The following is a 24667-nucleotide window of genomic DNA, read 5'->3' as shown; positions in this document are numbered from 1 at the left end:
CGCTAGGCGCGGCTACACCGGGGGCGCTTCTTGATTCCTGACCGGTCTGGTCACCTGTTTGGCCAGGCATGGCGGGATACCCGCCGCCGCCTGCGAGTGGTCGCGACGGTAGACGCTCGGCGGCACGCCGACCAGCTCGGTGAACCTCGTGCTGAAGGTCCCCAGCGAGGATGAGCCCACCGCGAAGCAGACCTCGGTGACGCTGAGGTCGCCGCGGCGCAGCAGCGTCATCGCCCGTTCGATCCGCCGGGTCATCAGATACGAGTACGGCGACTCGCCGTAGATGCGGCGGAACTCCCGGCTCAGGTGCCCGACCGACATGTGCGCCCCACGGGCCAGCGCCTCGACGTTCAACGGCTTGGCGTACTCACGATCGATCCGGTCCCGGACGCGGCGGATGACGGCGATGTCGCGCAACCGTCGTTCCTCCGCACTCATACCGGACACGTGCGCCATCATCCCACGCCCGCGCCGGTGAGGGCCTGACATGCCTTTTCCGGTGCTCTCGGCTATGGTCGGCCTTATGACGGGACCGTGGAGAACACCACGACGGTCCATCACGTCCGCCGGCGTGATGGGCCTGGTCCTGCTGTCTCTGGTGCTGGCCGGCGCTCCGGTCATGGTGGGCGGCGGATCGGCCGCCGCCCAGGGTTCGGCCTCCGGCCCGGTGTGGAGCCTGGGCGGATGGGACATCGACCTGTCCAGCCTGCCGCCGCAGGCGGGCGGCGCCCGCGAGCACCACGTGCTGTCGCTGTGGCCGCCGATGCGCGGCGAACGCCACGGCGAGCTCGCGCATCTGGCGCTGCTGCCGTCGCCGGGCTCGGACGCGGACGTGCTCCGCGATCCGCAGCAGCTGGCGCAGCGCACCGCGGGTTCGCGCAGCCCCCCGCTCGTCTAGCAGACGTCCTCCCGGCCGGGCTCCGCGGCCACGCGCGCCGCGGAGGCTGACAACGCCCGCCGACGTCCGTCTCCGGGACTTTCCCCGGCGCCGGCCGGTGCGCACGGTCGCGCCCGGAGGCGTCCGCCTGCGGTCTCCTCGGCGGGAAGCGGCCGAGCCGCCCTCCTCCGGACCGCCTCCGTTCAGGCCGCCCCGGTCCGGGCCGTCGTCCGCCGCCCTTCCCTTCCGCCGTCGGCTGGGAGCCGGTCACCGCCATGGCCGTCGCCGGGCCGGTCCATGCCCGTCCGCGGCCGGATGCGGCCGTGCCCGCAGCGGCCCACCGCGTCGCGCTGTCCGCGCGCTGACGCGCCACGCCGCGACCGGGTCTCCTCGCGGCCCTCTCCCCTGTCTCTTCCTGACGCCTGTCCTCCACGGAAAGGACCACATGACCATGTCCGATCTCCCCACGACCACCCACCTCAGCAGCGTGCAGCTGCAGTCGCTGCGCCAGGACCTTCAGGAGCAGCAGGAGCAGCGCCGGCGGCAGCTGCACGACCTGCGGGAACAGGAGCAGGACGGCAGCGGCGCCGACGGCACCTGGCAGGAGCTGGTCGTCTCGCTCACCGCCGCCGAGCGCGCCGTCGCCGAACTGTCCCAGGCCTTCGACAGGCTGGCGGCCGGCACCTACGGCCGCTGCACCCACTGCCGGGCGGCCATCCCGTTCGAGCGGCTCAAGGTCCGGCCGCTGGCGCGTACCTGCATCGACTGCCAGCGGCGGCGCGAAGCCGCCTGACCCCGTGAGAGGGAGGGCGGGACCCTCCCGCCCTCCCTCTCGACGACCCGGAGCCGATCATGATCACATTGGATCGCCTGGTGAACGTGCTGGGCGGGTACGGGGTGCGGCTGTACGGCCGCGCCGAGGCGCGCTCGGCGTGGTTGCGCAGCGTGGCGATGCCGGAGTCCGCCGACCGGCACGTCGCCGGTGACGTGCTCCTGGCCGTCGGCGCCTGCTCACTCTCCGAGGCGGCGCGGTGGGCGGCCGCGGCCGGGGCCGTCGCGGTCCTGGTGCGCCCCGCCGGGACCGGCGTCGCCGGGGAAAGCCGCGGCGGCGCGGACCTGGAGCGGACAGACCCGGAACAGGAGGCCGCCGCGATCGGCGACCGGCACGGGGTGGCCGTGCTGCTGGCCGATCCCGCCGTCTCGTGGAGCCAGCTGGCCGGCGTGGTGTACGGGCTGGTGCTCGAGAGCCGCGAGACCGCCTCCGGACGCGGCCCGACCGACCTGTTCGCCCTGGCCGACAACCTGGCCGACGTCATCGGCGGAGCGGTGACCATCGAGGACCGCCACTCGCGGGTGCTGGCCTACTCCCGCTCCCAGCAGGCGGGCGATCCGGCCCGGCTGGAGACCATCCTCGCCCGGCGGGTGCCGGATCGGCTGCGCGAGCTGTTGCGGCGACGGGGGGTGTTCGCCCATCTGGCGGCGACGGACGAACCGGTGTTCGTCCCGGCCGACCCCGCACAGGGCCTGACCGGGCGGATGGCGGTGGCGGTGCGGGCCGGACGCGAACTGCTCGGTTCGGTGTGGGTCAGCTGCGACAGGACGCTGACCGGCGCCCACCGCCGCGCCCTGGCCGACGGCGCGCGCACGGTGGCGCTGCACCTGCTGCGCTCCCGGGCCAGCGCCGACCTGGAGCGGCAGGTGGAGTCCGACCTGGTCATCCGTCTGCTGGAGGGCGGCGCCGACGCCGCGACTGCGATCGGCCGGCTGGGCCTGGCGCCGCAGGCGCTGCGCGTCATCGCGGTCCGCGCGTCCGCTCCCGACGATCGCCACGCCGCGCTGCTGCTGGCCTTCGAGCAGGCCACCGCCGGCTTCGGCTGGTCCAGGCCCGGACGCAGCGCGCTGCTCGGCGACACGCTCTACACCATCCTGCCGGCCGTACGGGCGGATGCGGCCCGGCAGTGGATCACGGCCCTGTGCTCCGAGCTGCCCGCCCGGATGCGCGTCGCAGCCGGGATCGGCGCGCCCGCCGAGGTCGCGGAGCTGCCCGCCGGCCGTCAGGAGGCCGATGAGTGCCTGGCGCTGCACGAGAGCGCCGGGCCCGGAGCCGTCCCGCCCGCCTACGACGAGTCCTGGGACGACATCCTGCTGCGGCGGCTGCGCGCGGCCGCGGGCACCGGCCGGGCCCCGGCCCGCGGGCCGGTGAGCACACTGCTGCGGCACGACACCCGTCACGGCACCCGCTTCGTCGACACGCTGCGGGCCTGGCTGGAGGCTCAGGGCGATCTCACCCTGGCCGCCGAGCGTCTCGGCGTGCATCCCAACACCGTGCGCAACCGGCTGCGCAGGATGGGCGAGCTCACCCCGCTGGACCTGACCGACGCCCGCCGGCGCCTGGCCATGACCATCATGCTGGCCGCCTCCGCGGACGGACTCCGCCGATGACCCGGCGCGGCCTGCCGGCGGTTCCCGGCGACGGCGTTGTGCCGGATCCACAACGGCGGCCCCGCGATTGTCGATCGCCCACAACGTCACCGGTCGCCGCCCGGGACATGCTGGCTGCGACATCGGCATTCACACTCGCTGGAGGTTGGAGATGGTCGGCAACTGGCCGCGATCGGTGATCGTGGTGGGCGCGGGCGTCGTGGGCCTGTCGACCGCGTGGTTCCTGCAGGAGCGCGGCGTGCAGGTCGACGTGATCGACCGCGGCGGCGTGGCGGCCGGTGCGTCCTGGGGCAACGCCGGCTGGATCGCGCCGGGCCTGGCCGTCCCGCTCAACGAGCCGGCCGTCCTGCGTTACGGTCTGCGCTCGCTGCTGAACCCGGCCGCGCCGCTGCACGTGCCCGCGAGCCTCGACCCGGGCCTGTGGAGGTTCCTGGCCCGCTTCGCCGCCAACAGCCACTGGCGCTCCTGGACCCGCGCCGCGCGCGCCAACCTGCCGCTCAACGACGAATGCGTCGAAGCCTACGAGGTGCTCGCCGCCGACGGCGTGTCCGCACCGGTCGTCGCGGCGCCGATCACCGCCGCGTTCCGCACGCCCCGCCGGGCCGAGAGCCTGCTGCGCGAGCTGCGCAGGCTCGCGGAGATCGGCCAGCACGTCGAGCACACCGTGCTGGACGGCGACCGGCTCGCCGAGCACGCCCCGCTCGCCGGCGAGGCGCTGACGGCGGGGGTGCGCATCGACGGCCAGCGCTACGTCGATCCGGGCGCCTTCGTGCACGCCCTGGGCCAGGCCGTCATGCGACGCGGTGCGACGGTGTACGCCGTCGAGGTCGACGAGGTACGAACCGACGACAGGAAGGCGGTCGTCCGCTCGGCCAAGGGCACCGTCCTGTCCGCCGACGCGGTGGTGCTGGCCACCGGCGCGTGGCTGCCCCGCCTGGCCCGGCAGTGGGGCGTTCGCGTTCCCGTGCGGGCGGGCCGCGGCTACTCCTTCACCGTGCCGGTCGATCGTCCCGTCCCCGGCCCGGTCTACCTGCCCGAGGTGCGGGTCGCGTGCACGCCCTACCGGGGCGGGCTGCGGGTGGCGGGCACCATGGAGTTCCGCGACCCGGACGCCCCGCAGGCGCCCGCCCGGCTGGAGGCCGTCATCGCCTCCGCCCGTCCTCTCCTGCGGGGTGTGCGCTGGGAGGAACGCACCGACGCCTGGGTGGGCCCCCGCCCCGTCACCCCGGACGGCCGGCCGCTCATCGGCGCGACGGTGGCCCCCACCGTCTACGTGGCGGGCGGTCACGGCATGTGGGGCCTGGCCCACGGCCCGGTCACCGGCCGGCTGCTGGCCGAGCAGATCACCACCGGCGAGCAGCCGGCCGCCCTGGCCGACTTCGACCCCCTGCGCTGAGGCGGTCCGCACGGCGACGGGGTGCGGCTCGTCAGGTGAGGATGTCGCGGCGGTACGCCTCACCCACGGCGGCGGCCCGGTCGCGTACGCCGAGCTTGTCGTAGATGTGCAGCAGATGGGTCTTGATGCTCGCCTCACTGATGAACAGTTTGGCGGCGGCCTGACGGTTGGAGGCGCCGTCGGCGACGAGCCGCAGCACCTGCAGCTCCCGGTCGGTGAGCGCGGCCCGCACGGGATTGCGGACCTGGCCCACGAGCCGCTCGACCACCCACGGCGCCAGCACGACCTCGCCGGCGGCGGTCGCGCGGACGGCTCGCAGGAGCTCTTCGGGCGGAGTGTCCTTGAGCAGATAGCCGGTGGCCCCCGCCTCGATCGCGGGCAGCACGTCGGCGTCGCCGTCGAAGGTGGTCAGCACGAGCACCCTGATCCCGGGACGGGACTCGCGCAGGGCCGCTATCGCGGCGACGCCGTCCATCACCGGCATCCGCAGGTCCATGAGCACGACGTCGACGTCCAGGGCCGCCGCCCGTTCGAGGCCCTCACGCCCGTTGGACGCCTCGCCCGCCACTTCGATGTCGGGCTCTCCGGCGAAGGCGCCACGCAGGCCGCCGCGCACGATCGGATGGTCGTCGACGATCAGCAACCGGATCATTTCCGGGCCGCCTGCAGGGCCGGGACGCTGGCGCTGACCGCCGTGCCCTCTCCGGGGACGCTCTCTATCTCCAGTATGCCGCCGACTCCCCGCACCCGTTGCCGCATGCTGTTCAATCCGAACCCCCGGCCGTTCCCGCTGCCGATACCGCCTCCATCGTCGCGGATGTCCAGCAGTACGACGTCACCCGCGTACGAGAGCGTCAGCCCCGCCCGGGAGGCGCGGGCGTGCTTGGCGACGTTGGTCAGGGCCTCCTGGGCGACGCGGAACAGGGTGACCTCGATCGCCGGGCTGAGCGGCACGCTCTCACCGGTCACCTCGAAGCGCAGGTCGACCCCCGATCCCTCGGCCCAGCGCCGCGCCATCGCCGACAGCGCCTCCGGCAGGTGGGCCGTCTCCAGTTCGCGCGGCCGCAGGGCCTGCACGGATCGCCTGGCCTCGGACAGGCTGTCGCGGGCCAGCGAGAGAGCCAGATCGACGTGGTCGCTCACGTCCCCGGCCCGCTTGGCGGCCTGCAGTTGCGTGATGATCCCCGTCAGGCCCTGGGCGAGGGTGTCGTGGATCTCTCGGGCCATCCGCTGCCGCTCGTCGAGCACGCCCGCCTCGTGGGCCTGGGTTGTCAGCTGGGCGTGCAGGTCGGCGTTGGCCTTCATCGCCGCCTCCAGGTCGTCCAGGGCCTTGCGGTATCTCCGCTGCCGTTCGTCGATCTTGACTGCCATGATGTGGCCGCCGCCGATGGAGAAGGTCTGGACGATGACGATCGCGGCGTGGAAGAGGACCAGCTGGACGGTCGCCTGGGACCAGTCCAGGACGGTGCCGTACAGGACGAGGGAGGTCGCGGCGACCGCGGCGAAGGTCCATTTGGACGGGGCGAAGAGGAAGGCCAGGAAGAACCCGGAGACCGTGTAGACGGTGAAGACCGGATCGTGGAGCGCGAGGAGCGCGGCGGTGGCGAGCACCCCGGCGAAGTAGCCGGCGTTGACCCCGGGCCTGTTCCGCCACCGTCCGGGCAACAGCGTTCGCGAGACCAGCCAGGCCAGGGCCACGGCCACCAGTCCCAGGGTCACCAGTGAGGTGCCCCCCGGCCGATCCGGGGTCGTGAGGCTGATGATCGTCGAGATGCCCAGACAGAAGTAGGGGACCATCTCGACGGCTCTGTCGAAACGCCGCTCCCAGCGGGACAACGGGAAGGGATCAGCCATAGCGCCGACCTTATGCCCGTTCTGTCTCGGCGGCCTTGTACCGCATGGGGAACAGGATCGCGTAGCCGTACATGAGCAGGCCGACGGAGACCATGAACGTGATCGTCGGCCACTGCCAGGCGTCGGGCATGTAGAGCGCCAGGAACCAGACGCGGTCCTGCACCCCGAACAGTTTGAAGAACATCGGGACGAGGCCCTGCGGGAACAGCGGCAGCCAGGCGAGGCAGTAGCACACGATGATCGCGGTCCTGTGGCCGAGGGGCAGGTCCGGCGCGGACGTCTCCTCCTCGCGGGCCGCAGGCCCGGCGGCGGAGCCGTGTTTCATCAAGGTGAGCAGCTCGGTCCCGCCGGACGTGAGCCGCCGGACGGCGATCCTGCCGAACCCCCAGGCGCACAGCGCCCCGGTCACCACGCCCACGGGCACCCCCGCCCAGGGCTCGATCAGAATCGCGGCGGCCGCCGGAAGCGCCGTCACGGGAACCGCGATCAGCATCAGCCAGGCCAGCCCGGTCTCCCCGCCCTCGTCGGCGCCGCTGTTGAGCGGATTGCTGCCGCGCTTGTGCGGGTCGGTCGCCGGGACCGGCGAGGTGACGGCGATGAGGACCACCAGCCCGGCCGCCCCGCCGAGAACGGCGGGAAACAGGCCGGCCACCCACGGCCAGGCCCAGGTCTCGCCGCTGGCGGCGGCTCCGGCGACCGAGAGCAGGGCGGCGGCCGGTCCGACGGCCAGCAGCCAGGCCAGTTGCCGGCCGCGGACGTCATGGCGTTCCGCGCCGGGCGTCATCAGTGTGAGCCACAGCGCGGTCCCGTCGGTGGCGTAGAGGTTGGCCGACGCGCCCGCGCCCATCATGACCGCGATGAGACCGGTGAACGGCACCATGCCCCACCAGCCGAAGGACACCGGCAGCAGGGTGAACACCACGGCGTAGAAAAAGGCGAAGCTGAGCAGGTGAACCCTGATCAGGTCGCGTGACCAGGTGCGCAGTTCCTTGGCTGCGACGACATGCATGCCCCGGACCACGGGGAACGGCCGCGGCCCGCGGCGGCGTGCCGGGACGCCGCCGCGGGCGGCCGAGGTGACGCGCCGCGAGAGCAGGGCCCCCCACGCCGACACGAGCAGGACGACCGCGAGAGCGGACGCGGCCAGGATGCCGAGCGCCACCGGCGGGGAGGACTCGATCGCGGCGATGCCCCACCCCGAGGGCAGCAGCCGTACCAGCGTCCCGGCCAGCGAAAGGTCGGCCGTGGCGGCGGCGACGGCCAGAGCCCAGCCGTTGCCGCTCAGCGCGAGGATCGTCCCGGTGACGAAGGCGGCGAGCACGGCCGCCGCCCGGGAGCGGACGAGCAGACCGAAGACCGCCACCGTGACGCGGGAGATCAGCACCATCGTGACCAGCGTGATCATCGCCGCCGCCAGGGCGACGAGCACGGCCAGGGGGCCGAAGCGCCAGCCGTACACGACCATCGAGATGAGCGCCACCAGTGTGGTCAGCACCGCGGGACTGGCGAAGGCGCCGGCCAGCAGCGCGGCGGCCATCCGGCGAGGTGTGGCCGGGATCATGGCGAAGTACTCGGGACGCAGCACCTCGCCGCCGCCGGTGAAGATCGGGCCGAAGACCCAGCCCATCAGCCAGACGGCCAGCGCCGCCGGCAGCAGCGACGGCCAGAGCACGGCGACGACGATCGTGCCCACCGCCAGGACCAGGCCGGCCCCCGTACCGAGGACGAACCAGGACGCGCGGTCGCCGCGCAGCGAATTGCGCAGGAGCGCCAGTCTCATCCGGATCAGGACGACAGCCACGACAACCCCTCCACCCCGCCCGCCCTGGCGCCGACCAGCTCGACGAAGGCATCCTCGAGGGACCTGCTCCTGCGCACCTCGTCGAGGCGGCCCTCGGCCACCACCCGGCCGCCGGAGATGACTCCGACGTGGTCGCAGATCCCTTCCACCAGCGCCATCACGTGGCTGGAGATGACCACGGACCCGCCTCCCTCGACGAAGCGCCGCAGGATCGTCCGGATCGTCACGGCGGAGACCGGGTCGATGGCCTCGAACGGCTCGTCGAGGACCAGCAGGCGCGGTGCGTGCAGGAGGGCCACCGCCAGCCCGATCTTCTTGCGCATACCCGTGGAGTACTCGATGACGAGCGTGCGCTCGGCGGTGTCGAGTTCGAGGACCTGCAGGAGCTCCTCCGTCCGCTCCGCGACGGTCTGCGGGGCCATGCCGCGCAGGAGTCCCAGGTAGGTGAGGACCTCCCGCCCGGTCAGACGCTCGGGCATGCCGTGGCCGTCCGGCAGCACCCCGATCAGCGACTTCGCCCGGACGGTGTCCTTCCACACGTCCACTCCGAAGATCTGGGCGCGTCCCGCGTCGGGCCGCAGCAGGCCAACCGCCATCGCCAGGGTCGTGGTCTTGCCCGCGCCGTTCGGGCCGACCAGCCCGTAGAACGACCCGGCGGGGACCGACAGGTGGACCTGCTCGACCGCCGCCCGGTCGCCGAAAACCTTGCGCAGGCCGGTGACCCGGAGCGCAGGCGCCTCATGTGTCGTCATGAGACGAGGATGTTCCGGTCCGGACTCGCGCGGATCACCCGAGCGGCGACCCGCACGGTGGATTCGGCCATCAACCGATCGGTTGATACGGCCCCTCGGAGAGGTGGCCCCGGCCCGGACCGCGGTGCTATCCCCGGCGGGCTTCGAGCGCGTCCAGGATCAGGTCCAGGCCGTAGCCGAACTCGCTCGTGTGGTCGTAGCCCGGTCGCAGGGCGTGGTCGACGATCATCTCCCTGAGGTACGGCAGCTCGTCCGCCGGCAGGTTGTCGAGGAGGCCGCCGGCCACCTCCTTGACGTCGTCCGGCGTCATCACCGGCAGATTCACCTCCTGGATGACGAACCCGTCGACGTAGCTGTCGATGAGCGAGATGGCGTGCGCGGCCATCGGCAGCGTGAACCCCGCCCTGCGCAGGACGCCGAGGACGGCGTCGTGGTGGCGCAGCGTCGCCGGCCCCGGGGTGCGCCGGGAGTCTATGAGGCCCAGGGCCCAGCTGTGCCGCGACAGGACCGCACGCGCGGAGTGGGCGCGCGCACGGATCGCGTCGCGCCAGTCGTCGCACCCGGCGTCGGGGAGCGCGATCGCCGCGAACACCGCGTCGACCACGCCGTCGAGGATCGCGTCCTTGTTCGGCACGTGGTGGTAGAGCGACATCGCCTCCACGCCCAGCTCCTGTGCCACCCGTCGCATCGTGATCGCCTCCACGCCGCCGCGATCCGCGACCCGGATCGCGGCTTCCAGGACGCGATCTCTACTGAGCGGTCGTCGTGGCGGGGGCACGAGTACTCCAGGATCCGGGCATATTGACAACCTTACACCTGTAAGCCAGCCTTACAGGTGTAAGTCCTCCCGGGGCGGGACCGCCGGGAGCCCGACGAACATCCGACCCATGACGCCCCCGAGGGCGGGAGAAGGAGGTCCCGATGCCGATGCCGAAGTGGTGGGGGCACGTGAACAAGCGGGTGTTCAACCCGCTCACGCTCGCGATCGGGAAGTCGCCGGTGCTGATCCACGTCGGTCGCAGCTCCGGCGCGACGTACCGCACGCCGCTCGACGCGCATCCCGTCGACGGCGGCTACCTGTTCATCCCGGTGTACGGACCGGGCGCGGACTGGGTGCGGAACATCCTGGCGGCCGGCAGCGCGCGGCTCCGGGTCGACGGGCGGGAGGTGGAACTCACCGCTCCACGCATCGTCGGGAAGGGCGAGGCGTTCCAGGCCCTTCCCGACGGGGTGGCACGCCCACCGAGGTGGCTGCACCTCACCGAGTTCCTCCGTATGGACCTGGTCGCGGGCTGACGGGAGGCGGACCCGGATCGCACGCCGGGGCAGTCGCCGCAGGACCTCACCGGATCTGCGGCACCCCCGGGAATCCCGTTGCCCCGCCCGGCCGGAGCGCTCACCATGTGCGTACCGACGCAAGGCAGGAGGGAGCGCGGGACGTGCCCAGGTTCGATGCCCTTCCCGCACCCGTCCAGGAGGACTGCATACGCCTCCTGGAGGCCGGGCTGCAGGCCGCGTCCGCCGGATGGACCCGGCGTTCGGGGGTCCCCGTCCTCACGGTCACCCTGTACGGCGCGTCCGAGACGCGGGTGAGGCGGGCGCGATACGCCGACTACGCCTTCGGGGACCCGTGGGACCCCATGGACCCGGTGGAGATGAGCGCGCATCCGCTGCTGGCCGAGGCCCGGGGCGGCGCCCTGGTGTACGGGGACCGCGTCCACCTGCGCCATTCGGGCCGCCGGCTCAGGTCGGCGCTGTCCACGCTGGGTGTGTGGGCTCCGCCCGACCCCGACAGGGCGGTGAAGATCCAGGTGGTGCACAGGGCCGTCGGCCCGGACTCCGCAGACCCAGCGATCTTCAAGTTCCGCATCACGGGCAGCGGACCCGGGCCCGCGCGGCTCCGCTACGCGGAGAGCCCGCGGCAGATTCTCGGGGTGCTGGAGCAGCCCGTGGCGCTGAGGCTGCACCACCGGCCCGGGGACACCGTCAAGCTGACCCCGGCCTGACCACGCTCCCGGCGGCGGCTCAGGCGGCCACCTGGGCGAACGCCCCCCGGCCGCGGCCGGATCACGGCGCGGGGCCGGCGGCCCGGGGGTCGAGCAGGATGAGAACGGTCAGCACGACGATCCAGGCGACGACCGCGGCCAGCAGGAGCCTGCTCCAGGAGAAGCCGCGGGGCGGGGGTTCCGGAGTCTTCACAGCCACCCGCTCCTGCGCAGCATCCGGTAGACGACGATGACGGCGACGACCATGACGCACAGACTGAGGGGATAGCCCAGCAGCCAGTGCAGCTCCGGCATGTAGTCGAAGTTCATGCCGTAGATCCCGGCGATCATGGTGGGGACGGCGATGAGGGCGGCCCATGAGGAGATCTTGCGCATGTCGGCGTTCTGCTGCATGGCCGCGGCGCTCTGCTCACGGCCGACCAGCGCCAGGTGCGCGCTCAGGGCACTGGTCAGCAGCTCGTTGTGCTCGTCGACCGCGGAGTCCACCCGCAGCAGGTGGTCCAGCACGTCGCGGAACTGCTCCCGGGTCACGCCGCCCAGCTCCACCCGGCCCTTGACGATCGCCTCCAGGACCGGCACCAACGGGTCCTGGGCGGCGCGGAACTCCAGCACCTCACGCTTGAGGGAGTAGATGTCCTCGATGACATCGGCGTCCTCGCCGCTGAAGACACGCCGCTCCAGCGCGATGAGGTCGGCCTCGACCTCGTGGGAGATGCGGGAGTAGGTGTCGACGACCTGATCGCAGATCGCGTACAGCACCCCGGCGGGACCGGCGGCCAGCAGGTCGGGGTCGGATTCGACGCGCCGGCGCACCCCGTTCAGCGGGTTGGCCTGGCCGTGACGGACACTGATGACGAAGTCGCCGCCGAGGAACAGGTTGATCTCGCCGACCTCGATGTCGGAGCTCTCCTCCACGTACCGCAGCGGCTTGAGCACCACGAACAGGGTGTCGTCGTAGCGTTCGAGCTTGGGCCGCTGGTGGGCGTGGATGGCGTCCTCAATCGCCAGCGGGTGCAGCCTGACCTCTTCGGTGATCAGGTCGAACTCCTCCCGGGTGGGATCGTGCAGGCCGATCCACAGGAAGCACTCGCCTCTGGCGCGGGCCGCGCCGAAGGCGTCGCCGATGTCGCCGGTGATGGTCTCCCGTACGCCGTTGCAGTAGATCGCCTTGTCCACAATCACTCAGGCATTGTGACGGATCCGGCGAGGGCGTCGTCGCCGGGCAGGTCGCGCTGGGTGAAGATGTCGATGAGCAGCCGGACGGGCAGGTCGGCCTCGGTCGGATAGCGGAAGCCGCGCTCGGGGTTGAGGGTGTAGTGGTTGCGCCGGCCGATCTTGCCGCGGCTCAGATAGCCCTCCTGGTGCAGGTCGGAGACGATGCCCTGCACAGCGCGCTCGGTGATGCCGATCCGGGTGGCGATGTCGCGCAGGCGCACGTACGGATCACGGGCGATCTCCAGCAGCACCCTGGCATGGTGGGTCAGGAACGTCCAGGTGGAGGCGGACTCACCGGAGCCGGGCGGGGTCATAAGACCTCTCTTCGGGCCAGCTGATCCGGCCGAGGGTAGCGACGACTGACCATCTCTACCATAAAACTCTTACCGGAAACATTTTTCCGGTAAGAGGATTCTCGAAAAACGGTGCCGATGGAATGACACCGGCCGGCCCCCATCCGAATGGGAATCCGCATTCCCGATGTCGGCGCGGCTTGCACCGGGCCGGGCACAAGCCGCACCGGCGGCTCAGACCTCGAGTTTCTCCTCGATTCCGCGCAGAGTGTGCCGCGCCATCGCCAGGTTGGCCCGGTTGCGGTCGAGCGCGAGATACAGGAACAGCCCCTTGCCGCCGCGGCCGGCGATCGGCCGGATCACATGGTATTGGCTGGTTAGGGTGATGAGGATGTCCTCGATGGCCTCCTTGAGACCAAGGGCCTCCATGGTGCGGAGCTTGGCCTTGACGACCTCGGTGTTGCCGGCCGCCGCGACCTGGAGGTCCAGGTCCTTGGAGCCGCCGAGCGTGCCCAGCGCCATTCCGCTGTTGTAGTCCACGACCGCCGCGCCGAGAGCGCCGTCGATCGTCATCATCTCCTTGAGGGAGACCTCCATGCTGGTCATTGATTCCTCCGATTCTCGGGTGCGCGACAATTCGGGTGGAGGACGGCCTCGACCAGAAAAGCGTTATCGGCCAGCGTAGGGGTCCGCCGGCCGATGCCATGCGGGCCCGTTGAACCGGATATACGACAAGGGGAAGAATTCAAATACCGGGTAGAAAGATCCGCATCCCGGATGAGTCGTCGCCGCAGGTCATCACGGATATGCGCATTTTCCCTCCGGCGGGACAGGGCGGCCGGTTCTTTCGAGGGGGGATTCCCGAATCGGTTTTCTGGAATCCTTCTTCACCGCTTATGTCATGGAGCCGGAGCTGAACCGGTTGCCGGCGGCGGCCCGCCGTCGGGAAGATCGCTCCTATGAGCCGTCCTCTCGCTCCTGAGCTCCCCGACGGCCCCGTGGCCGTGCCGGATGTCATCGCCGCGCTCGCCGGTGACGACGCCGTCACCCCGGTCTGGTGCAACGAGCTGGGCGGGCTGACCTTCCGGCTGGACGGGACGGGCGGCGTCAGATACGCCAAGTGGGTCGCCGCGGGCACCCCTGAGATCGATCTGGCCGGTGAGGCCGTACGGCTGGCATGGGCGCGGCGGTGGGTTCCCGTGCCCCGGGTCCTGGAGCACGGTGCGGACGCCGAGGGGGCGTGGCTGGTCACCGAGGCGGTTCCCGGGCGTTCGGCGGTGGACCCCCGGTGGAGCGCCGACCCGGTCACCGCGTCGGCCGCGATCGGGCGCGGGCTGCGGCTGCTGCACGACGCTCTGCCGGTCGACCGGTGCCCCTTCGACTGGAGCGTCGAGCGGCGGCTCGCCCGGGCCGACGAGCGCATCGCCGCCGGCGAGGGCCCGGCCGGCTGGTCCCCCGAGCACCGGCACCTGGATCTCGCCGAGGCCCGGGCGCGCCTGGGCGCGCCTCCCGCGATCGACCGCCTGGTCGTCTGCCACGGCGACACCTGCGCCCCCAACACCCTGCTGCACGACGACGGCCGCTTCGCCGCGCACGTCGACCTGGGCTCGCTCGGCGTGGCCGACCGGTGGGCCGACCTGGCGGTCGCGGCGTGGAGCACGGAGTGGAACTACGGCCCCGGCTACGACGGCGTGGTCTACGAGGCCTACGGCGTCGAACCCGATCACGGGCGCATCGCCTACTACCGCCTGCTGTGGGACCTGGCGTAGGGCGCCCGCCGTCTCACCGGCCGGATCGACCGCAGGAACCCCGTGCGGTCAGCCGCCGAACCAGTCGAGGACGCGCAGGGCTCGCAGGGTGTTCCAGCGGCTCGGCTCGCCCACGCCGTCCTCGAAGGCGAAGTGGACGCGGCCCGGATGGACGCGGTCGAGCAGCCAGCGTCCGTCGGGCCGCCGCTTCGAGCCGACGACCTCCACCGCCTCGGTCATCCGGGGATCCGGGGCGGCCCCCGACCGCCTGAAGTAGTCGAGCGCGCGCAGCACGTCGTAGTGCCAGTAGTACGGGAAGGCGAAGTCGAGGAACGCCGCGTCGGCGACCTCGCCGGTGCTCCTGCGACGGAACAGGCCGCGTTCGAGCAGGTACTCCTCCCCGCCGCGGCGCGCCTCGCGCACCGCGGCGGATCCGCCGGTCGCGTGCTCGAACTCGAGCAGCCCCTCCAGCACGTTGATCGTCGTGTCGAACGAGGAGCGCACGGATCCGTTCTCGGCCTCGCAGTTCCACCCGCCGTCGGCGAGCCGCTCGCCCAGGACGCGATCGACGATCGCCGAGACGTCCACCCCGAAGTAGGCGCCGGTCTCGATCGTCCTGCCGTTGATGCACGGTTCGACCTCGCCGTCGAAGTACGGCTGGCCGGCGTGCTCCCATCGCCCGTGCTCGGCGACCGGCGGGATCGCGCGCCGCGCCGCCTTGGAGGCCGGGTCGAGCCCGAGGATCTGCAGGGTCTGCAGGGTGTGCATCGTCGCCGTCCAGGGCTGCCCGGGCTCGCCGCCGGTGTAGGACGCCGGGAAGCAGGCGCCGCCGTCCCACAGCCCGTCGGGCCCCTGGAGCGCCAGCAGACGAGCGCCCCAGCCCTCGTGCTCCACCCGCTCCCGCTCGGCGGCGACCTCGTCGGGCGGGGCGCCCGTGAGATCGCGCAGCACCTGCCAGCGGATGGCTGGATCGGAATCGAACAACCAGTCGACTACGCTCATCGCCGCACCCTAAATCATCGGGGAGCCGTCCGGAAGGCGGGACGGAACACGGCCCCGGCACCGTCCTTCAGCCGAGAGGGCGGGCCGGCCAGGTGTGCGACGGGACGGCCGAGGCCAGGGCCGCGGGCTCCTCCAGCGACAGCGGCGCGGGCACCGGCCGGTCCGCCGCCACCGTCAGCAGGAAGCCGCCGAACCTGCGCCACCACCCGTGCAGCACCCGCCCGCCCGTGGCCGCTCCCCCATCCGCGGCCACCTGCCCGCGCGCGGCCATCCGCCCATCCCCGGCCGCCCGCCCGGTCCCTGCGCCGCTGTCGCTGGAGGAGCCCGCCGCCGCGTCCTCGTCCAGTACGCGCACCGTCAGCGGGCTCCACCCGCCCTCCCGACCGTCGGCCAGGACCACCTCGACCGATCGGGTGTCCCGGCGCAGGCCGGTCCGCAGCACCTTCAGCGCGCTCTCCTTGGCCGACCACAGCAGGTTGGCCAGGAGCGGGTCGGACCCGATGACCCGCCGTTCGGCCGGGGTGAAGTAGTCGGCGACGAAGGCGGCGCTGCGCGGCTCCACCAGCTCCAGATCACAGCCGACGGCGCCGGGCTCCAGGCCGAGCAGGCACACCGCCCACCCGGCCCGGTCGCTCAGTGAGATCCCGACCGGCAGCGGCCGCCCGCCCCGGCAGGCCTCCGGCGCGCCGGAGGGGTGGTGACGGACCTCCAGTTCATGCGGCTCCGCGGGGCCGGTAGGGCCGAGGAGCAACCGCATCGCCTCCTTGGCCGTCCACCGGGCCACCAGGAACTCGGTGCGCCGTTTGGCGAAGCGCATCGAGGCCGCCCGCCCGGCCTCCGCCCGCGACAGCCACCGGTCGCCGGCCGGCAGGTCCGCCTCGCCGCGCGCCAGCCACCTCATCCCCCCGCTCACCTCATCCCCATCGCAGTCCCGTCACCCGGCCATCCCGCGTTCCAGCGCCTGCACGATGTACGGCCGCAGCTCGGCGGCCGGGATGATCCGGTCCACGGAACCGACCTCCAGCGCCCGCCGGATGCTGTGCACCCGGTCGAACTCCGCGGCCACCTCGCGCAGCTTCTCCGCGCGCACCTCCTCGGTGATCTCGTGCAGCCGCGAGCGCGGCCCCGTCTCGCGGGCGGCCGTCACCCTCGGGTCCTGTTCGGTGCGCGCCCTGACCTCCCGTACGAACACCACGGCCGCGGCGGGCGCCCCGCCGATGACCGAGGCGTGGGAGCCCTCGACGGCGGCGATCTCCAGGCGCGGGTTGAGCCGTTTGGAGAACACCACGAACGCGCCCCCGTGATAGCGGGAGACCACCACGAACACGATCGGCCCGTCGAAGTTGACCACGGCCCGGCCGATCTCGGCCCCGTACTCCAGTTGCCGGCGCCGCATCGACTCCGGCGACCCGTCGAAGCCCGACAGGTTGGCCAGCACGACGACCGGCCGGTTGCCGCTGGCGGCGTTGATCGCCCTGGCCACCTTGCGCGACGACTGCGGGAACAGGGTTCCCGCGGTCCAGGCCGGCGGCCCGTCGGCGGGCACGAAGCCGTGCCGGGGCAGCGGCGCGGACTCCAGGCCGATCAGGCACACGGGGATGCCGCCGACGTGGCCGTCCCACACCACGGCGATCTCGGCGTCACGCCAGCGGGCCCAGCGCTCCAGCGGCCCGCAGCCGCGGTCGCAGACCGCGCGCATCACCGACCGGATGTCGAAGGGCTTCTTGCGCTCCGCGTTGTGCCCGGCCGAGAAGACCTCGCCGACGGCGGCGAACTCCGGACCGGGATGCGGCTCGGCGCGCACGTCCCGATCGGCGGGATCGGAGACCGGTCGCCGCCGGGGATAGCGTTCGCCGGGCACGACGTAGGTGTGCTCGTAGTGGCGCAGCAGGATCCGGCACGCCTCGGCGAGCGTGGCGGCGCCGTACTGGGCCTGGCCGTTCGGCCCCATGATCCGCTCGAAGCCGCCGATGCCGGTGTTGTCCTCGGCCGACACGCCGCCGGAGAAGTCCAGCGCCTGCTTGCCGGTGAGCACCATCGCGGCGCCGGCGACCATGACCAGGATGCCGCGCGTGTGCATGAGCATCGTGGCCTCGGCGTTCCAGTACGGCTGCGCGCCCACGTTGACGCCGGTCACCACCACGTTGACCTCGCCCCCCGCCTGGGTGAACTCGACCAGGCGGCGCAGCACGGCGGCGATCCAGTCCATGTTCTCGGTCCCGCTGTCCATCGCGATGCGCGCCCCCGACGACAGGGCGAACCACTCGACCGGCACCCGCATCCGCCCGGCCAGGTCCAGCGCGGCGATGACGCGGCGGCACTCGGGCTCGGCCAGCGAACCGAGGCTGCGGGTGGGGTCGCCCAGGATGGCGACCCTGGTCATGCCCTCGGGCACCTTGGCGGTGTCGTTGGAGATGACGCCGACGACGAGGTTGGCGGTGTTGCGCCCCTCCGGCCGCTCGACCGGCACGAGGGCGCCGTCGCCGTCCAGGTCGTACTCGGTGAAACGACCGGGCGGGAAGTCGCCGGGCGTCCCGTGCGGCGGGGCGAGCATCCTGACGATCTCGTACGGGTAGGGGGCGCCGAAGCGCCGGGCCCGCAGGACCCTGCGCCGGTACTCGGTCAGCGGCCTGATCGGCGCCCGGCCGTACGGCTCCTCGCGCACGGTGATGCGGTCCTCGTCGAGTCCCTCCAGGTGGAGCACCGCCGGACGCGTGCCGCCGTCCGGGCCGGGGATCCGCACCTGCAGCAGCACCTTCTCCAGACCGACGCCGATCGCGAGCGTGACGAAGGGCCGTACCAGGTCGGGCCAGCGCTCGCGGGGCACGTCGAAGGGCGGTCGGACGTACAGGACGATGCGGTTGGACTGGGGCCGCCGCTCCGGCGGCACGGCGGCCAGCGCCTCGCGCATCGCCGCCAGCGCCTGCAGGCCCATCCGCTCCAGCCGGGGCAGCGACACCACGCGGCCCGCGGAGTCGTGTACCGGGGTCAGGTCGCGCACCTCGGCCATGGCGAACAGCCGCACGTCGGCGGGGTTGTCCCTGGCGGTGCCGCGGAACAGGTAGACGTCCTCGGCCGAGCGCAGCCGTTCCAGCTCGAAGTTCGACAGCCGCCACAGCTCCGCGCGCTCGGCGATCATCGGGTGCAGGTTGCGGTAGAGCGGTTCCTCGGTGAAGCCCTCCCCCATCTGGCCGTCCTCCGTCTGCCGGTAGACGAAGTGCTGGGCGCGGTGGTGCTCGGCGCCCGCGCCGTGCTCGCTGGTGACGGTGACGCACAGCCGCTCCACGGGCCGGCCGAGGCTGCGTCCGGTCAGCAGCCGCGCCACCTGCTCCTGCGTCTCGTCGGCGGCGGGCCGCTCCCCCGGCCGCCAGGTCATCAGCTCGACGATCACCCGCCGCGCCGGATCGACGCCCGCCAGGTGCCCGGCGATGACCGCGCACGCCGCGGGCACCTCGCCCAGCGGGGTGTAGGCGACCACCAGGTGATGGACCAGGCCGTCGTGCCCGAAGTCGGCCGTGCCGAGATCACCGTCGGCGCCGACCCGCTCCAGCGGGCGGGTGCGGTAGAAGCGGCGGATGTAGATCTCGGTGACGACGCTCCTGAACGCCGGGCCGGCGCCCCGCCAGCGGGCCAGCAGCGGCCCGCGCATCGGCTGGGGGCACCACACGAGCCGGTCGATCAGGTCGTCGCGGTCGGGTCTGCCGGGATCGGCGGCCAGGTCGTCGAGGTGGGCCTCCATCTCGGCGTAGACGGCGGCCAGCGCCTCGTCGTGCTGGGGCTCGTCGAAGTAGTGGAAGCGCACGTCCCTGGCCAGGTCGGCCACGACGGGATGGCGGGCCTGGGCGGCGGTCGCGAGCCGGTCCATCAGGCCGCGAAGCCCCGGCCCCGCCGCGGGGGCCAGCAGGTGGCGGTGGCGCAGCCGCCGTTCCAGCACGGCCGCGACGGCGGGCACCAGGTCGCCCGCCCGCCGGAAGGCGCGGAACATCCACACCACGGCCTCTTCGAGCCGCGGTGTGCGCTCCAGGTCCGGCATGCCGTAGTGGGCCAGGACCCGCAGGAGCCGGGCGCGGAAGCCCGGCGGCAGGCCCGCCCGCTCGGGGTCGAGCCACTGCAGGTACGACAGCACGTACTCCTGAGCGCTGGCGGCCTCCGGCTCGTCGGGCTCGGGCAGCGGCCGGTAGAGGCCGCAGACCTCGGCGAACAGCTCCAGGAACGCCTCCTCGCAGGCCAGCAGCTCCGCATCGTCCGGCTCCAGGGCGGCCTCGACGGCATGCTGGTCGATCTCCCCCGGGTCCAGGTCGAAGCCCAGCAGGCAGCCGCGCAGCGCCGCGTAGACCGGCCCGCACATCGGCGTCCCGCCCTCGGCCCGGCGCAGGCCGGTGAACGACACGCGCGCCCGCGTCACCGGCCCGGCCGCCGTCGCAGTCTCGCGGATGCGCAGCAGCGGCTGGCCCTCCACGACCTGCGTGTTGACCGCCACGTCCACGCCGGCCACCTCCCCGGCGAACGGGGCGGTCAGCGTCGACTCCATCTTCATGCTCTCCATCACGACCAGCGGGTCCCCCTCGGCGACCCGGTCGCCGGGGGCGGCCCGCACCGCCACGACGAAGGCGGGGGCGGCGGCGCGGACGATGCCGCCGTCGTCCCGGTGCACCCGGTGGGCGGCCCACTCGCCGTCCCGTTCCACCTCCACCAGGTAGGACGGGCCCTGGACGGCCACCTGCACCCGGTAGCGCCCGCCACCGCAGGTCAGCCGCCTCTCGTAACGGCCCAGCCGCTCCACGCGGATCTCCGCCGGCCCGTCGCCGGTCTCCACCCGGTACTCCTGGGGCCCGGTGCGGAACACCGTCAGCTCGTACGGCAGGCCGCGATAGCGCAGCCTGGCCCGGTGTCCCATCCGCTCCGGCACCTCGGGACGGCCCCGGCCCGCGGCGGCGTGGAAGGCGGCGCGCTCGCTCTCGTGATCGGCCTCGTACGCCTCGGCGGCGGCCTGGAGCAGCGCCACGGGGTCGGGCTCGGGCAGGTGCCCGGCCCGGGCCGTCAGCCGGTCCAGCCAGGTGTTGTCCGCGGTGCCGCGCCGTACCTCCTCGGTGGCCAGCAGCGACAGCAGGAACGCGCGGTTGGTCGCGCCGCCCTCGATGACCACGCGGGTGACGGCCAGGGCGCGCCGGAGCCTGGCCAGGGCCTCGGCGCGATCCCTGCCCCAGGCCACCACCTTGGCGATCATGGAGTCGAACTCGGGCGCCACGGTGTCGCCCTCGGAGACGCCCGCGTCCACCCGGACGCCGGGCCCCGCCGGGGGCCGCCAGACCGCGACCCGCCCGGGGGCGGGGGCGAAGCCCTGCTCGGGATCCTCGGCGCACAGTCTGGCCTCGACGGCGTGCCCCCGGACGGACGGGGGCTCCCCGCTCAGGCGGCCGCCCCTGGCGACGTGGAGCTGGAGCTTGACCAGGTCGATGCCCGCGGCCTCCTCGGTGACCGGATGCTCGACCTGCAGCCGGGTGTTGACCTCCATGAACAGGTAGCGGCCGGTGTCGGGGTCCACCAGGAACTCCACGGTGCCGGCGTTGCGGTATCCGGCGGCGCGGGCCAGCCGGACGGCCGCGTCCCGGATCTCCCGTTCGGTGTCCGGCGTCAGCGCGGTCGAGGCGGACTCCTCGATCACCTTCTGGTTGCGGCGCTGGATGCTGCAGTCGCGCACGCCCACCGCCCAGACGGTGCCGTGGGCGTCGGCGATGATCTGCACCTCGACGTGCCGGGCGCGCGGGACGAGCTGTTCGGCGAAGACGGCCGGGTCGCCGAAGGCCGCCTCGGCCTCGGCGCGGGCCGAGTCCAGCGCCGGGCCCAGCTCGTTCGGGCGGCGCACGATCCTGATGCCGCGCCCTCCGCCGCCGGCCGCCGCCTTGATGACGACCGGATAGCCGAGCTGCTCGGCGTGCTTGAGCGCGTCGGCCGTGTCGGTGACGGGACCGCCGCTCCACGGCACCACGGGCACGGCGGCTTTCTCCGCCAGCTGCTTGGCCGCGATCTTGTCGCCGAGCAGGCCGATCGTCGCGCTGCCGGGGCCGACGAAGGTGACGCCCGCCTCCTCGCAGCGCCTGGCGAACGAGGCGTGCTCGGACAGGAAGCCCCAGCCGACCCAGACGGCGTCGGCGCGGGCCCGCAGGACGGCCGCCATGACGCGCTCCTCGTCGAGGTAGGCGGACTTGCGGCGGCCGTCGCGCGGGTCGACGTAGGTGGCCGGGCCCATGGAGACGGCCTCGTCGGCCATCCGGCTGAACCAGGCTCCGGCGTCCAGGTCGGTGTGCAGGACGATGGTGGTCATGCGGGGTGTGACGCCGTCGCGGTTGAGCTCCGCGACGGCGTCGAGCACCCGGTTCGCGGGCTCGCCGCGGTTGACCACGGCGAGCCTTCTGATGTCCGGCATGTCTGCCTTCCCCTTCCTCAGGGACGGTCGGCGGGGACGATCAGCGGGTTCCGCCGCCGGGGGTGCCCAGCGGGGCCAGCGACTCCAGGACGTCCGCGGGCAGCCCGCCGGGGAGCGGGGTGCCGCGGTAGCCCTGGACCTCGACCAGTACGCGGCCGCCGGCGTCGAGGACCGCGCAGTCGTACCGTCCGCCGCCGGCGGGGACCGCCTGCGCCGTCCGGTCGTCCTTGCCGTCGCCGGCGTTCTCGCCCTCCTCGCCCTCCTCGCCATACAGCGTGATCCGGTCCACGTGCGCCGGCAGGGCCAGGTGCCCGCGGTCGGCCGCCTCCGCCAGGGCCGCGGCCTGCAGGCACAGCTCGACCAGTCGCGGCGGGGTGATGGTGGTCAGGCCGGGCGGCTCCAGCGCGGGGGGCAGGTCCGGAGCCATCCGGGCCGCCGCGCCGGTGTCGTGGCCCCAGGCCGAGGCGACCACCCGATATGCCGGGCCGTGGAAGAACAGCCGGTACACCTCGGCGGCGGGCATCACGGCGGCGGGCTCCCGCGGCCCGGCGAGCCGCCGCCGCTGCGGTGCGGACCGCGTCAGCCGTACCGCGCCGGTGAAGTGGACGGTGCGCTGCGGCTCGGCGGAGCCGGGCAGCAGCCGTTCGGCCTCCAGCGCGCACCGGGCCAGCAGGTCGTCCCCGTCCCGGCCGACCACGGCCCGGACGGTCAGCGTGCGCGGCTCGTCGCGGTAGAACTTCACCGGGGCCGGGAAGTCGACGTCCTCCACGGCCGCGACCCGCCACCCCGGGGCGGCCAGCCGGGCCGCCTCGGCGAAGGCCTCCACGCCCATGACGCCGGGCAGTACGGCGACGCCGTCGATGCGGTGGTCGTTCAGGAACGGCTGCCGCGCGGGGTCGAGCGCGATGCGCACGGTCAGGCCCGTGTGCACCCCGTAGGACTCGACCGCGCTCACCATGGGGCCCGCCGCAGAGCCTGTCACGGGACCCGCCGTGGAGCCGGCGCCGGTCCCGGGCCGGGTCTCCGGCCCGGATTCGCCCGTCGCTCCGAGGGCCGGGTCGAGACCGCCGGTCTCGTCCCGTTCCGCCCCGAGCACGCCCAGCGCCCCGGCGACGACGACCTCGCCGCTCTCGCCGGAGGCGGTCAGCTCGCGCCGGATCCAGGGCACGCCGACCCGTGGGGTCAGCATCTCGATCCCGGCCATCTCCATGACCTTGGGGATCGATCCGCGGGTGGCCATGCCGATGCCGCCCCAGGCGGTCCAGTCGATCGCCACGGCCCGGGTGCCCGGCCGGGTGCGGCGCATGCCGGCGGCCATCTTGCACAGCAGGTCGTTGGCCGCGCTGTAGTCGGTCTGCCCGGCGTTGCCGAACCGGCCGGCCACCGAGCTGAACACCACGGCCGCGCCGATCGGCATGTCGCCGGCGGCGTGCAGCACGTTGAACCAGCCGTCGCTCTTGACGTCGAAGACCAGGTCGAACTCCTCGGGCCGCTTGTCGGCCAGAGAGTGGCTGATCTCCAGGCCCGCCGCGTGCAGCAGCACGTCCACGTGCCCGCTGGTCTTGCGCACCTCGTCCATGACGCGGGCGACCGCGTCCGGGTCGGTGAGGTCCACCTGGTGGTAGTACGGCGTGCCGCCCGCCCGCCGGACGGCCTCGACGGCCTCCAGCGCGGCGTGCAGCCGCTCGTAGTGGGCCAGCTGGCGTTCGATGAGCACCGGGGTGGGACGCTCGCCGCACTGCTTGATCTGCACCACCAGATCGGCCTTGAGCCCTTCGCGGTCGGTGACGTAGCGCCGCAGCTCGGGGTCGGCCGGGTCCGGCTCGTGGATCAGGTCGAGCAGGTGGAACACCCCGCCGGAGGCCGCGGCCAGGTCGGCGACGATGGCCGACACGATGCCGCCTGCCGCCCCGGTGACCAGGAAGACGGTGCCGGACCCGAGCGAGAGCCCGCCCGTTTCCGTGCCGCCTGTTCTGGTGTCACCCGCCCTCGTGCCGTCCGTTCCCGTGCCGTCCGTTCCGGTGCCCTCCGTTCCCGCGCCGAACGGGCGCTCGGCCAGGCCGACCGTCCAGCGCAGGCCGTCGGTGTGGCCGACCTCGACGCATCCGGGGTCGCGCAGCGTCTCCTCGATCAGGGCGTCGGCGACGACCGCCGTCTTACGGCCTGCGGGGAAGTCGACCGCCTTCACCAGGGTGCCGGGCAGCTCGCGGGCGTAGGCCTTGGTGAAGCCCGTCACGGCGCCGCCCAGCCGGTTCAGCGCCCCGGTCTCGTCGTAGCCGTGGTATCCGCCGAGCCTGGTCGCGGCGACCAGGAACGGCTCCTGGCCGTACAGGCGGCGGGTGAGGCTGTACAGGTTCTTCACCCGGCGGCGCAGCGCCTCCCGCCAGCCCGCCGCGTCCATCTCCTCCGGCGGCACCTCCTCGTCGAGGGCGGGCAGCCAGTAGACGCCGTGCACCGCGCCCTCGGCCAGCCAGGCGCCGGCGCGCGCGTCCACCTCCTGCGCGCTGCCGGATGGATCGAGGGCCAGCACCTCGCAGCCGAGCTTCGCCAGCCGCCCGGCCAGCGCCTTGCCGACGCCGCCGGCGTCCATCCCGACGACGACCCGCGTCCCGTGGCCCAGCCGCACGCCGGTCGCCTTGCAGCGTTCGGCGGCGGGCCTGAGCACGGGGACCGGTACGCGCCGCGGGTATCGGCCGAGCTCCTCCTCGTCCACCGGCGTCTCCGCCGCGGGCCCGCTCTGCGGCCGCGTCCCGGATCCGGCCCCTTGCCGTGCCGCGGCCCCGGCGGTCTCCGCCGGTTCCGCGGTCCCGCCGATCCCGCCGGTCCCGGCCGGTTCGGCGGCCGGTCGCGCGGC

General features: G+C 73.3%; 21 protein-coding genes. 7 read left to right on the top strand and 14 right to left on the bottom strand.

Annotation, left to right across the window (positions count from 1 at the left end; genetic code table 11):
• Nucleotides 1–12 precede the first annotated feature (12 nt).
• Nucleotides 13–438, bottom strand: a complete 426-nt coding sequence (locus tag Psi01_RS38190) for a helix-turn-helix transcriptional regulator (protein ID WP_373872541.1) — start codon at nt 436–438, stop codon at nt 13–15.
• Nucleotides 439–571: 133 nt separating this feature from the next.
• Here Psi01_RS38190 and Psi01_RS38185 point away from each other — a divergent pair, with 133 nt between their 5' ends.
• From Psi01_RS38185 to Psi01_RS38170, 4 genes are all read left to right on the top strand, one after another.
• Nucleotides 572–898, top strand: coding sequence for a hypothetical protein (locus tag Psi01_RS38185; protein WP_204069064.1), 327 nt, complete (start codon nt 572–574; stop codon nt 896–898).
• Nucleotides 899–1328: 430 nt separating this feature from the next.
• Complete coding sequence (locus tag Psi01_RS38180) at nt 1329–1670, top strand: TraR/DksA family transcriptional regulator (RefSeq protein ID WP_204069063.1); 342 nt, start codon at nt 1329–1331, stop codon at nt 1668–1670.
• Nucleotides 1671–1729: 59 nt separating this feature from the next.
• The gene (locus Psi01_RS38175) at nt 1730–3319 is read left to right on the top strand and encodes a helix-turn-helix domain-containing protein (RefSeq protein WP_204069062.1); all 1590 of its coding nucleotides are present in this window, start codon (nt 1730–1732) and stop codon (nt 3317–3319) included.
• A gap of 151 nt (nt 3320–3470) precedes the next feature.
• Complete coding sequence (locus Psi01_RS38170) at nt 3471–4715, top strand: NAD(P)/FAD-dependent oxidoreductase (RefSeq protein WP_204069061.1); 1245 nt, start codon at nt 3471–3473, stop codon at nt 4713–4715.
• 31 nt (nt 4716–4746) lie between these two features.
• Here Psi01_RS38170 and Psi01_RS38165 read toward each other — a convergent pair whose 3' ends face one another.
• The 5 genes from Psi01_RS38165 to Psi01_RS38145 form a co-directional block, all read right to left on the bottom strand.
• A complete protein-coding gene (locus Psi01_RS38165) occupies nt 4747–5367 on the bottom strand; it encodes a response regulator (protein ID WP_204069060.1) in 621 nt (206 codons plus the stop codon).
• Nucleotides 5364–6569 (bottom strand): sensor histidine kinase, encoded by a 1206-nt coding sequence (locus tag Psi01_RS38160; RefSeq protein WP_204069059.1) that lies wholly within the window; start codon nt 6567–6569, stop codon nt 5364–5366. The genes Psi01_RS38165 and Psi01_RS38160 overlap by 4 nt, the downstream gene beginning before the upstream one ends.
• Nucleotides 6570–6579: 10 nt before the next feature.
• Nucleotides 6580–8370, bottom strand: coding sequence for a hypothetical protein (locus Psi01_RS38155; protein WP_204069058.1), 1791 nt, complete (start codon nt 8368–8370; stop codon nt 6580–6582).
• Complete coding sequence (locus tag Psi01_RS38150) at nt 8355–9122, bottom strand: ABC transporter ATP-binding protein (RefSeq protein ID WP_204069057.1); 768 nt, start codon at nt 9120–9122, stop codon at nt 8355–8357. The genes Psi01_RS38155 and Psi01_RS38150 overlap by 16 nt, the downstream gene beginning before the upstream one ends.
• 127 nt (nt 9123–9249) lie before the next feature.
• The gene (locus Psi01_RS38145) at nt 9250–9900 is read right to left on the bottom strand and encodes a TetR/AcrR family transcriptional regulator (protein WP_204069056.1); all 651 of its coding nucleotides are present in this window, start codon (nt 9898–9900) and stop codon (nt 9250–9252) included.
• A gap of 143 nt (nt 9901–10043) precedes the next feature.
• Here Psi01_RS38145 and Psi01_RS38140 point away from each other — a divergent pair, with 143 nt between their 5' ends.
• Together Psi01_RS38140 and Psi01_RS38135 are read left to right on the top strand one after the other, a co-directional pair.
• The gene (locus tag Psi01_RS38140) at nt 10044–10418 is read left to right on the top strand and encodes a nitroreductase family deazaflavin-dependent oxidoreductase (RefSeq protein ID WP_204069055.1); all 375 of its coding nucleotides are present in this window, start codon (nt 10044–10046) and stop codon (nt 10416–10418) included.
• Between the two features lie 143 nt (nt 10419–10561).
• On the top strand, nt 10562–11128 hold the full coding sequence (locus Psi01_RS38135) for a hypothetical protein (RefSeq protein WP_204069054.1): 567 nt from the start codon (nt 10562–10564) through the stop codon (nt 11126–11128).
• Between the two features lie 61 nt (nt 11129–11189).
• Here the strand turns inward: Psi01_RS38135 and Psi01_RS44300 are convergent, their stop codons facing one another.
• From Psi01_RS44300 to Psi01_RS38120, 4 genes are all read right to left on the bottom strand, one after another.
• Complete coding sequence (locus Psi01_RS44300) at nt 11190–11321, bottom strand: hypothetical protein (RefSeq protein ID WP_275424648.1); 132 nt, start codon at nt 11319–11321, stop codon at nt 11190–11192.
• On the bottom strand, nt 11318–12310 hold the full coding sequence (gene corA, locus Psi01_RS38130) for a magnesium/cobalt transporter CorA (RefSeq protein WP_204069053.1): 993 nt from the start codon (nt 12308–12310) through the stop codon (nt 11318–11320). Before corA ends, Psi01_RS44300 begins: the two co-directional genes overlap by 4 nt.
• The gene (locus Psi01_RS38125; protein ID WP_204069052.1) at nt 12307–12657 is read right to left on the bottom strand and encodes a helix-turn-helix transcriptional regulator; all 351 of its coding nucleotides are present in this window, start codon (nt 12655–12657) and stop codon (nt 12307–12309) included. The genes corA and Psi01_RS38125 overlap by 4 nt, the downstream gene beginning before the upstream one ends.
• A 213-nt stretch (nt 12658–12870) precedes the next feature.
• Complete coding sequence (locus Psi01_RS38120) at nt 12871–13242, bottom strand: hypothetical protein (RefSeq protein ID WP_204069051.1); 372 nt, start codon at nt 13240–13242, stop codon at nt 12871–12873.
• 353 nt (nt 13243–13595) lie between these two features.
• Between Psi01_RS38120 and Psi01_RS38115 the strand changes: the two genes are divergently transcribed.
• Entirely contained in the window at nt 13596–14405 is an 810-nt protein-coding gene (locus Psi01_RS38115; RefSeq protein WP_204069050.1) for an aminoglycoside 3'-phosphotransferase, read from the top strand.
• A 48-nt stretch (nt 14406–14453) separates the two neighbouring features.
• Here the strand turns inward: Psi01_RS38115 and Psi01_RS38110 are convergent, their stop codons facing one another.
• From Psi01_RS38110 to Psi01_RS38095, 4 genes are all read right to left on the bottom strand, one after another.
• Nucleotides 14454–15386, bottom strand: a complete 933-nt coding sequence (locus Psi01_RS38110; protein WP_204069049.1) for a squalene cyclase — start codon at nt 15384–15386, stop codon at nt 14454–14456.
• Between the two features lie 67 nt (nt 15387–15453).
• Nucleotides 15454–16287 (bottom strand): 4'-phosphopantetheinyl transferase family protein, encoded by an 834-nt coding sequence (locus Psi01_RS44295; RefSeq protein ID WP_204069048.1) that lies wholly within the window; start codon nt 16285–16287, stop codon nt 15454–15456.
• 33 nt (nt 16288–16320) lie between these two features.
• Nucleotides 16321–21813 (bottom strand): ATP-binding protein, encoded by a 5493-nt coding sequence (locus Psi01_RS38100; protein ID WP_204069047.1) that lies wholly within the window; start codon nt 21811–21813, stop codon nt 16321–16323.
• Nucleotides 21814–21853: 40 nt separating this feature from the next.
• A partial coding sequence (locus tag Psi01_RS38095) for an SDR family NAD(P)-dependent oxidoreductase (RefSeq protein WP_204069046.1) occupies nt 21854–24667 on the bottom strand: 2814 nt, incomplete at its 5' end.

Source organism: Paraplanobispora siamensis (genome assembly GCF_016863175.1).
Lineage (GTDB): Bacteria > Actinomycetota > Actinomycetes > Streptosporangiales > Streptosporangiaceae > Planobispora > Planobispora siamensis.
This window is presented reverse-complemented; position numbering and strand designations above follow the sequence as displayed.

Coding starts and splice junctions, on each gene's coding strand:
- Psi01_RS38190 (WP_373872541.1), bottom strand. CDS start 438: ATGAGTGCGGAGGAACGACGGTTGCGCGACATCGCCGTCATCCGCCGC.
- Psi01_RS38180 (WP_204069063.1), top strand. CDS start 1,329: ATGTCCGATCTCCCCACGACCACCCACCTCAGCAGCGTGCAGCTGCAG.
- Psi01_RS38175 (WP_204069062.1), top strand. CDS start 1,730: ATGATCACATTGGATCGCCTGGTGAACGTGCTGGGCGGGTACGGGGTG.
- Psi01_RS38170 (WP_204069061.1), top strand. CDS start 3,471: ATGGTCGGCAACTGGCCGCGATCGGTGATCGTGGTGGGCGCGGGCGTC.
- Psi01_RS38165 (WP_204069060.1), bottom strand. CDS start 5,367: ATGATCCGGTTGCTGATCGTCGACGACCATCCGATCGTGCGCGGCGGC.
- Psi01_RS38160 (WP_204069059.1), bottom strand. CDS start 6,569: ATGGCTGATCCCTTCCCGTTGTCCCGCTGGGAGCGGCGTTTCGACAGA.
- Psi01_RS38150 (WP_204069057.1), bottom strand. CDS start 9,122: ATGACGACACATGAGGCGCCTGCGCTCCGGGTCACCGGCCTGCGCAAG.
- Psi01_RS38140 (WP_204069055.1), top strand. CDS start 10,044: ATGCCGATGCCGAAGTGGTGGGGGCACGTGAACAAGCGGGTGTTCAAC.
- Psi01_RS38125 (WP_204069052.1), bottom strand. CDS start 12,657: ATGACCCCGCCCGGCTCCGGTGAGTCCGCCTCCACCTGGACGTTCCTG.
- Psi01_RS38120 (WP_204069051.1), bottom strand. CDS start 13,242: ATGACCAGCATGGAGGTCTCCCTCAAGGAGATGATGACGATCGACGGC.
- Psi01_RS38115 (WP_204069050.1), top strand. CDS start 13,596: ATGAGCCGTCCTCTCGCTCCTGAGCTCCCCGACGGCCCCGTGGCCGTG.
- Psi01_RS38110 (WP_204069049.1), bottom strand. CDS start 15,386: ATGAGCGTAGTCGACTGGTTGTTCGATTCCGATCCAGCCATCCGCTGG.
- Psi01_RS44295 (WP_204069048.1), bottom strand. CDS start 16,287: ATGAGGTGGCTGGCGCGCGGCGAGGCGGACCTGCCGGCCGGCGACCGG.
- Psi01_RS38100 (WP_204069047.1), bottom strand. CDS start 21,813: ATGCCGGACATCAGAAGGCTCGCCGTGGTCAACCGCGGCGAGCCCGCG.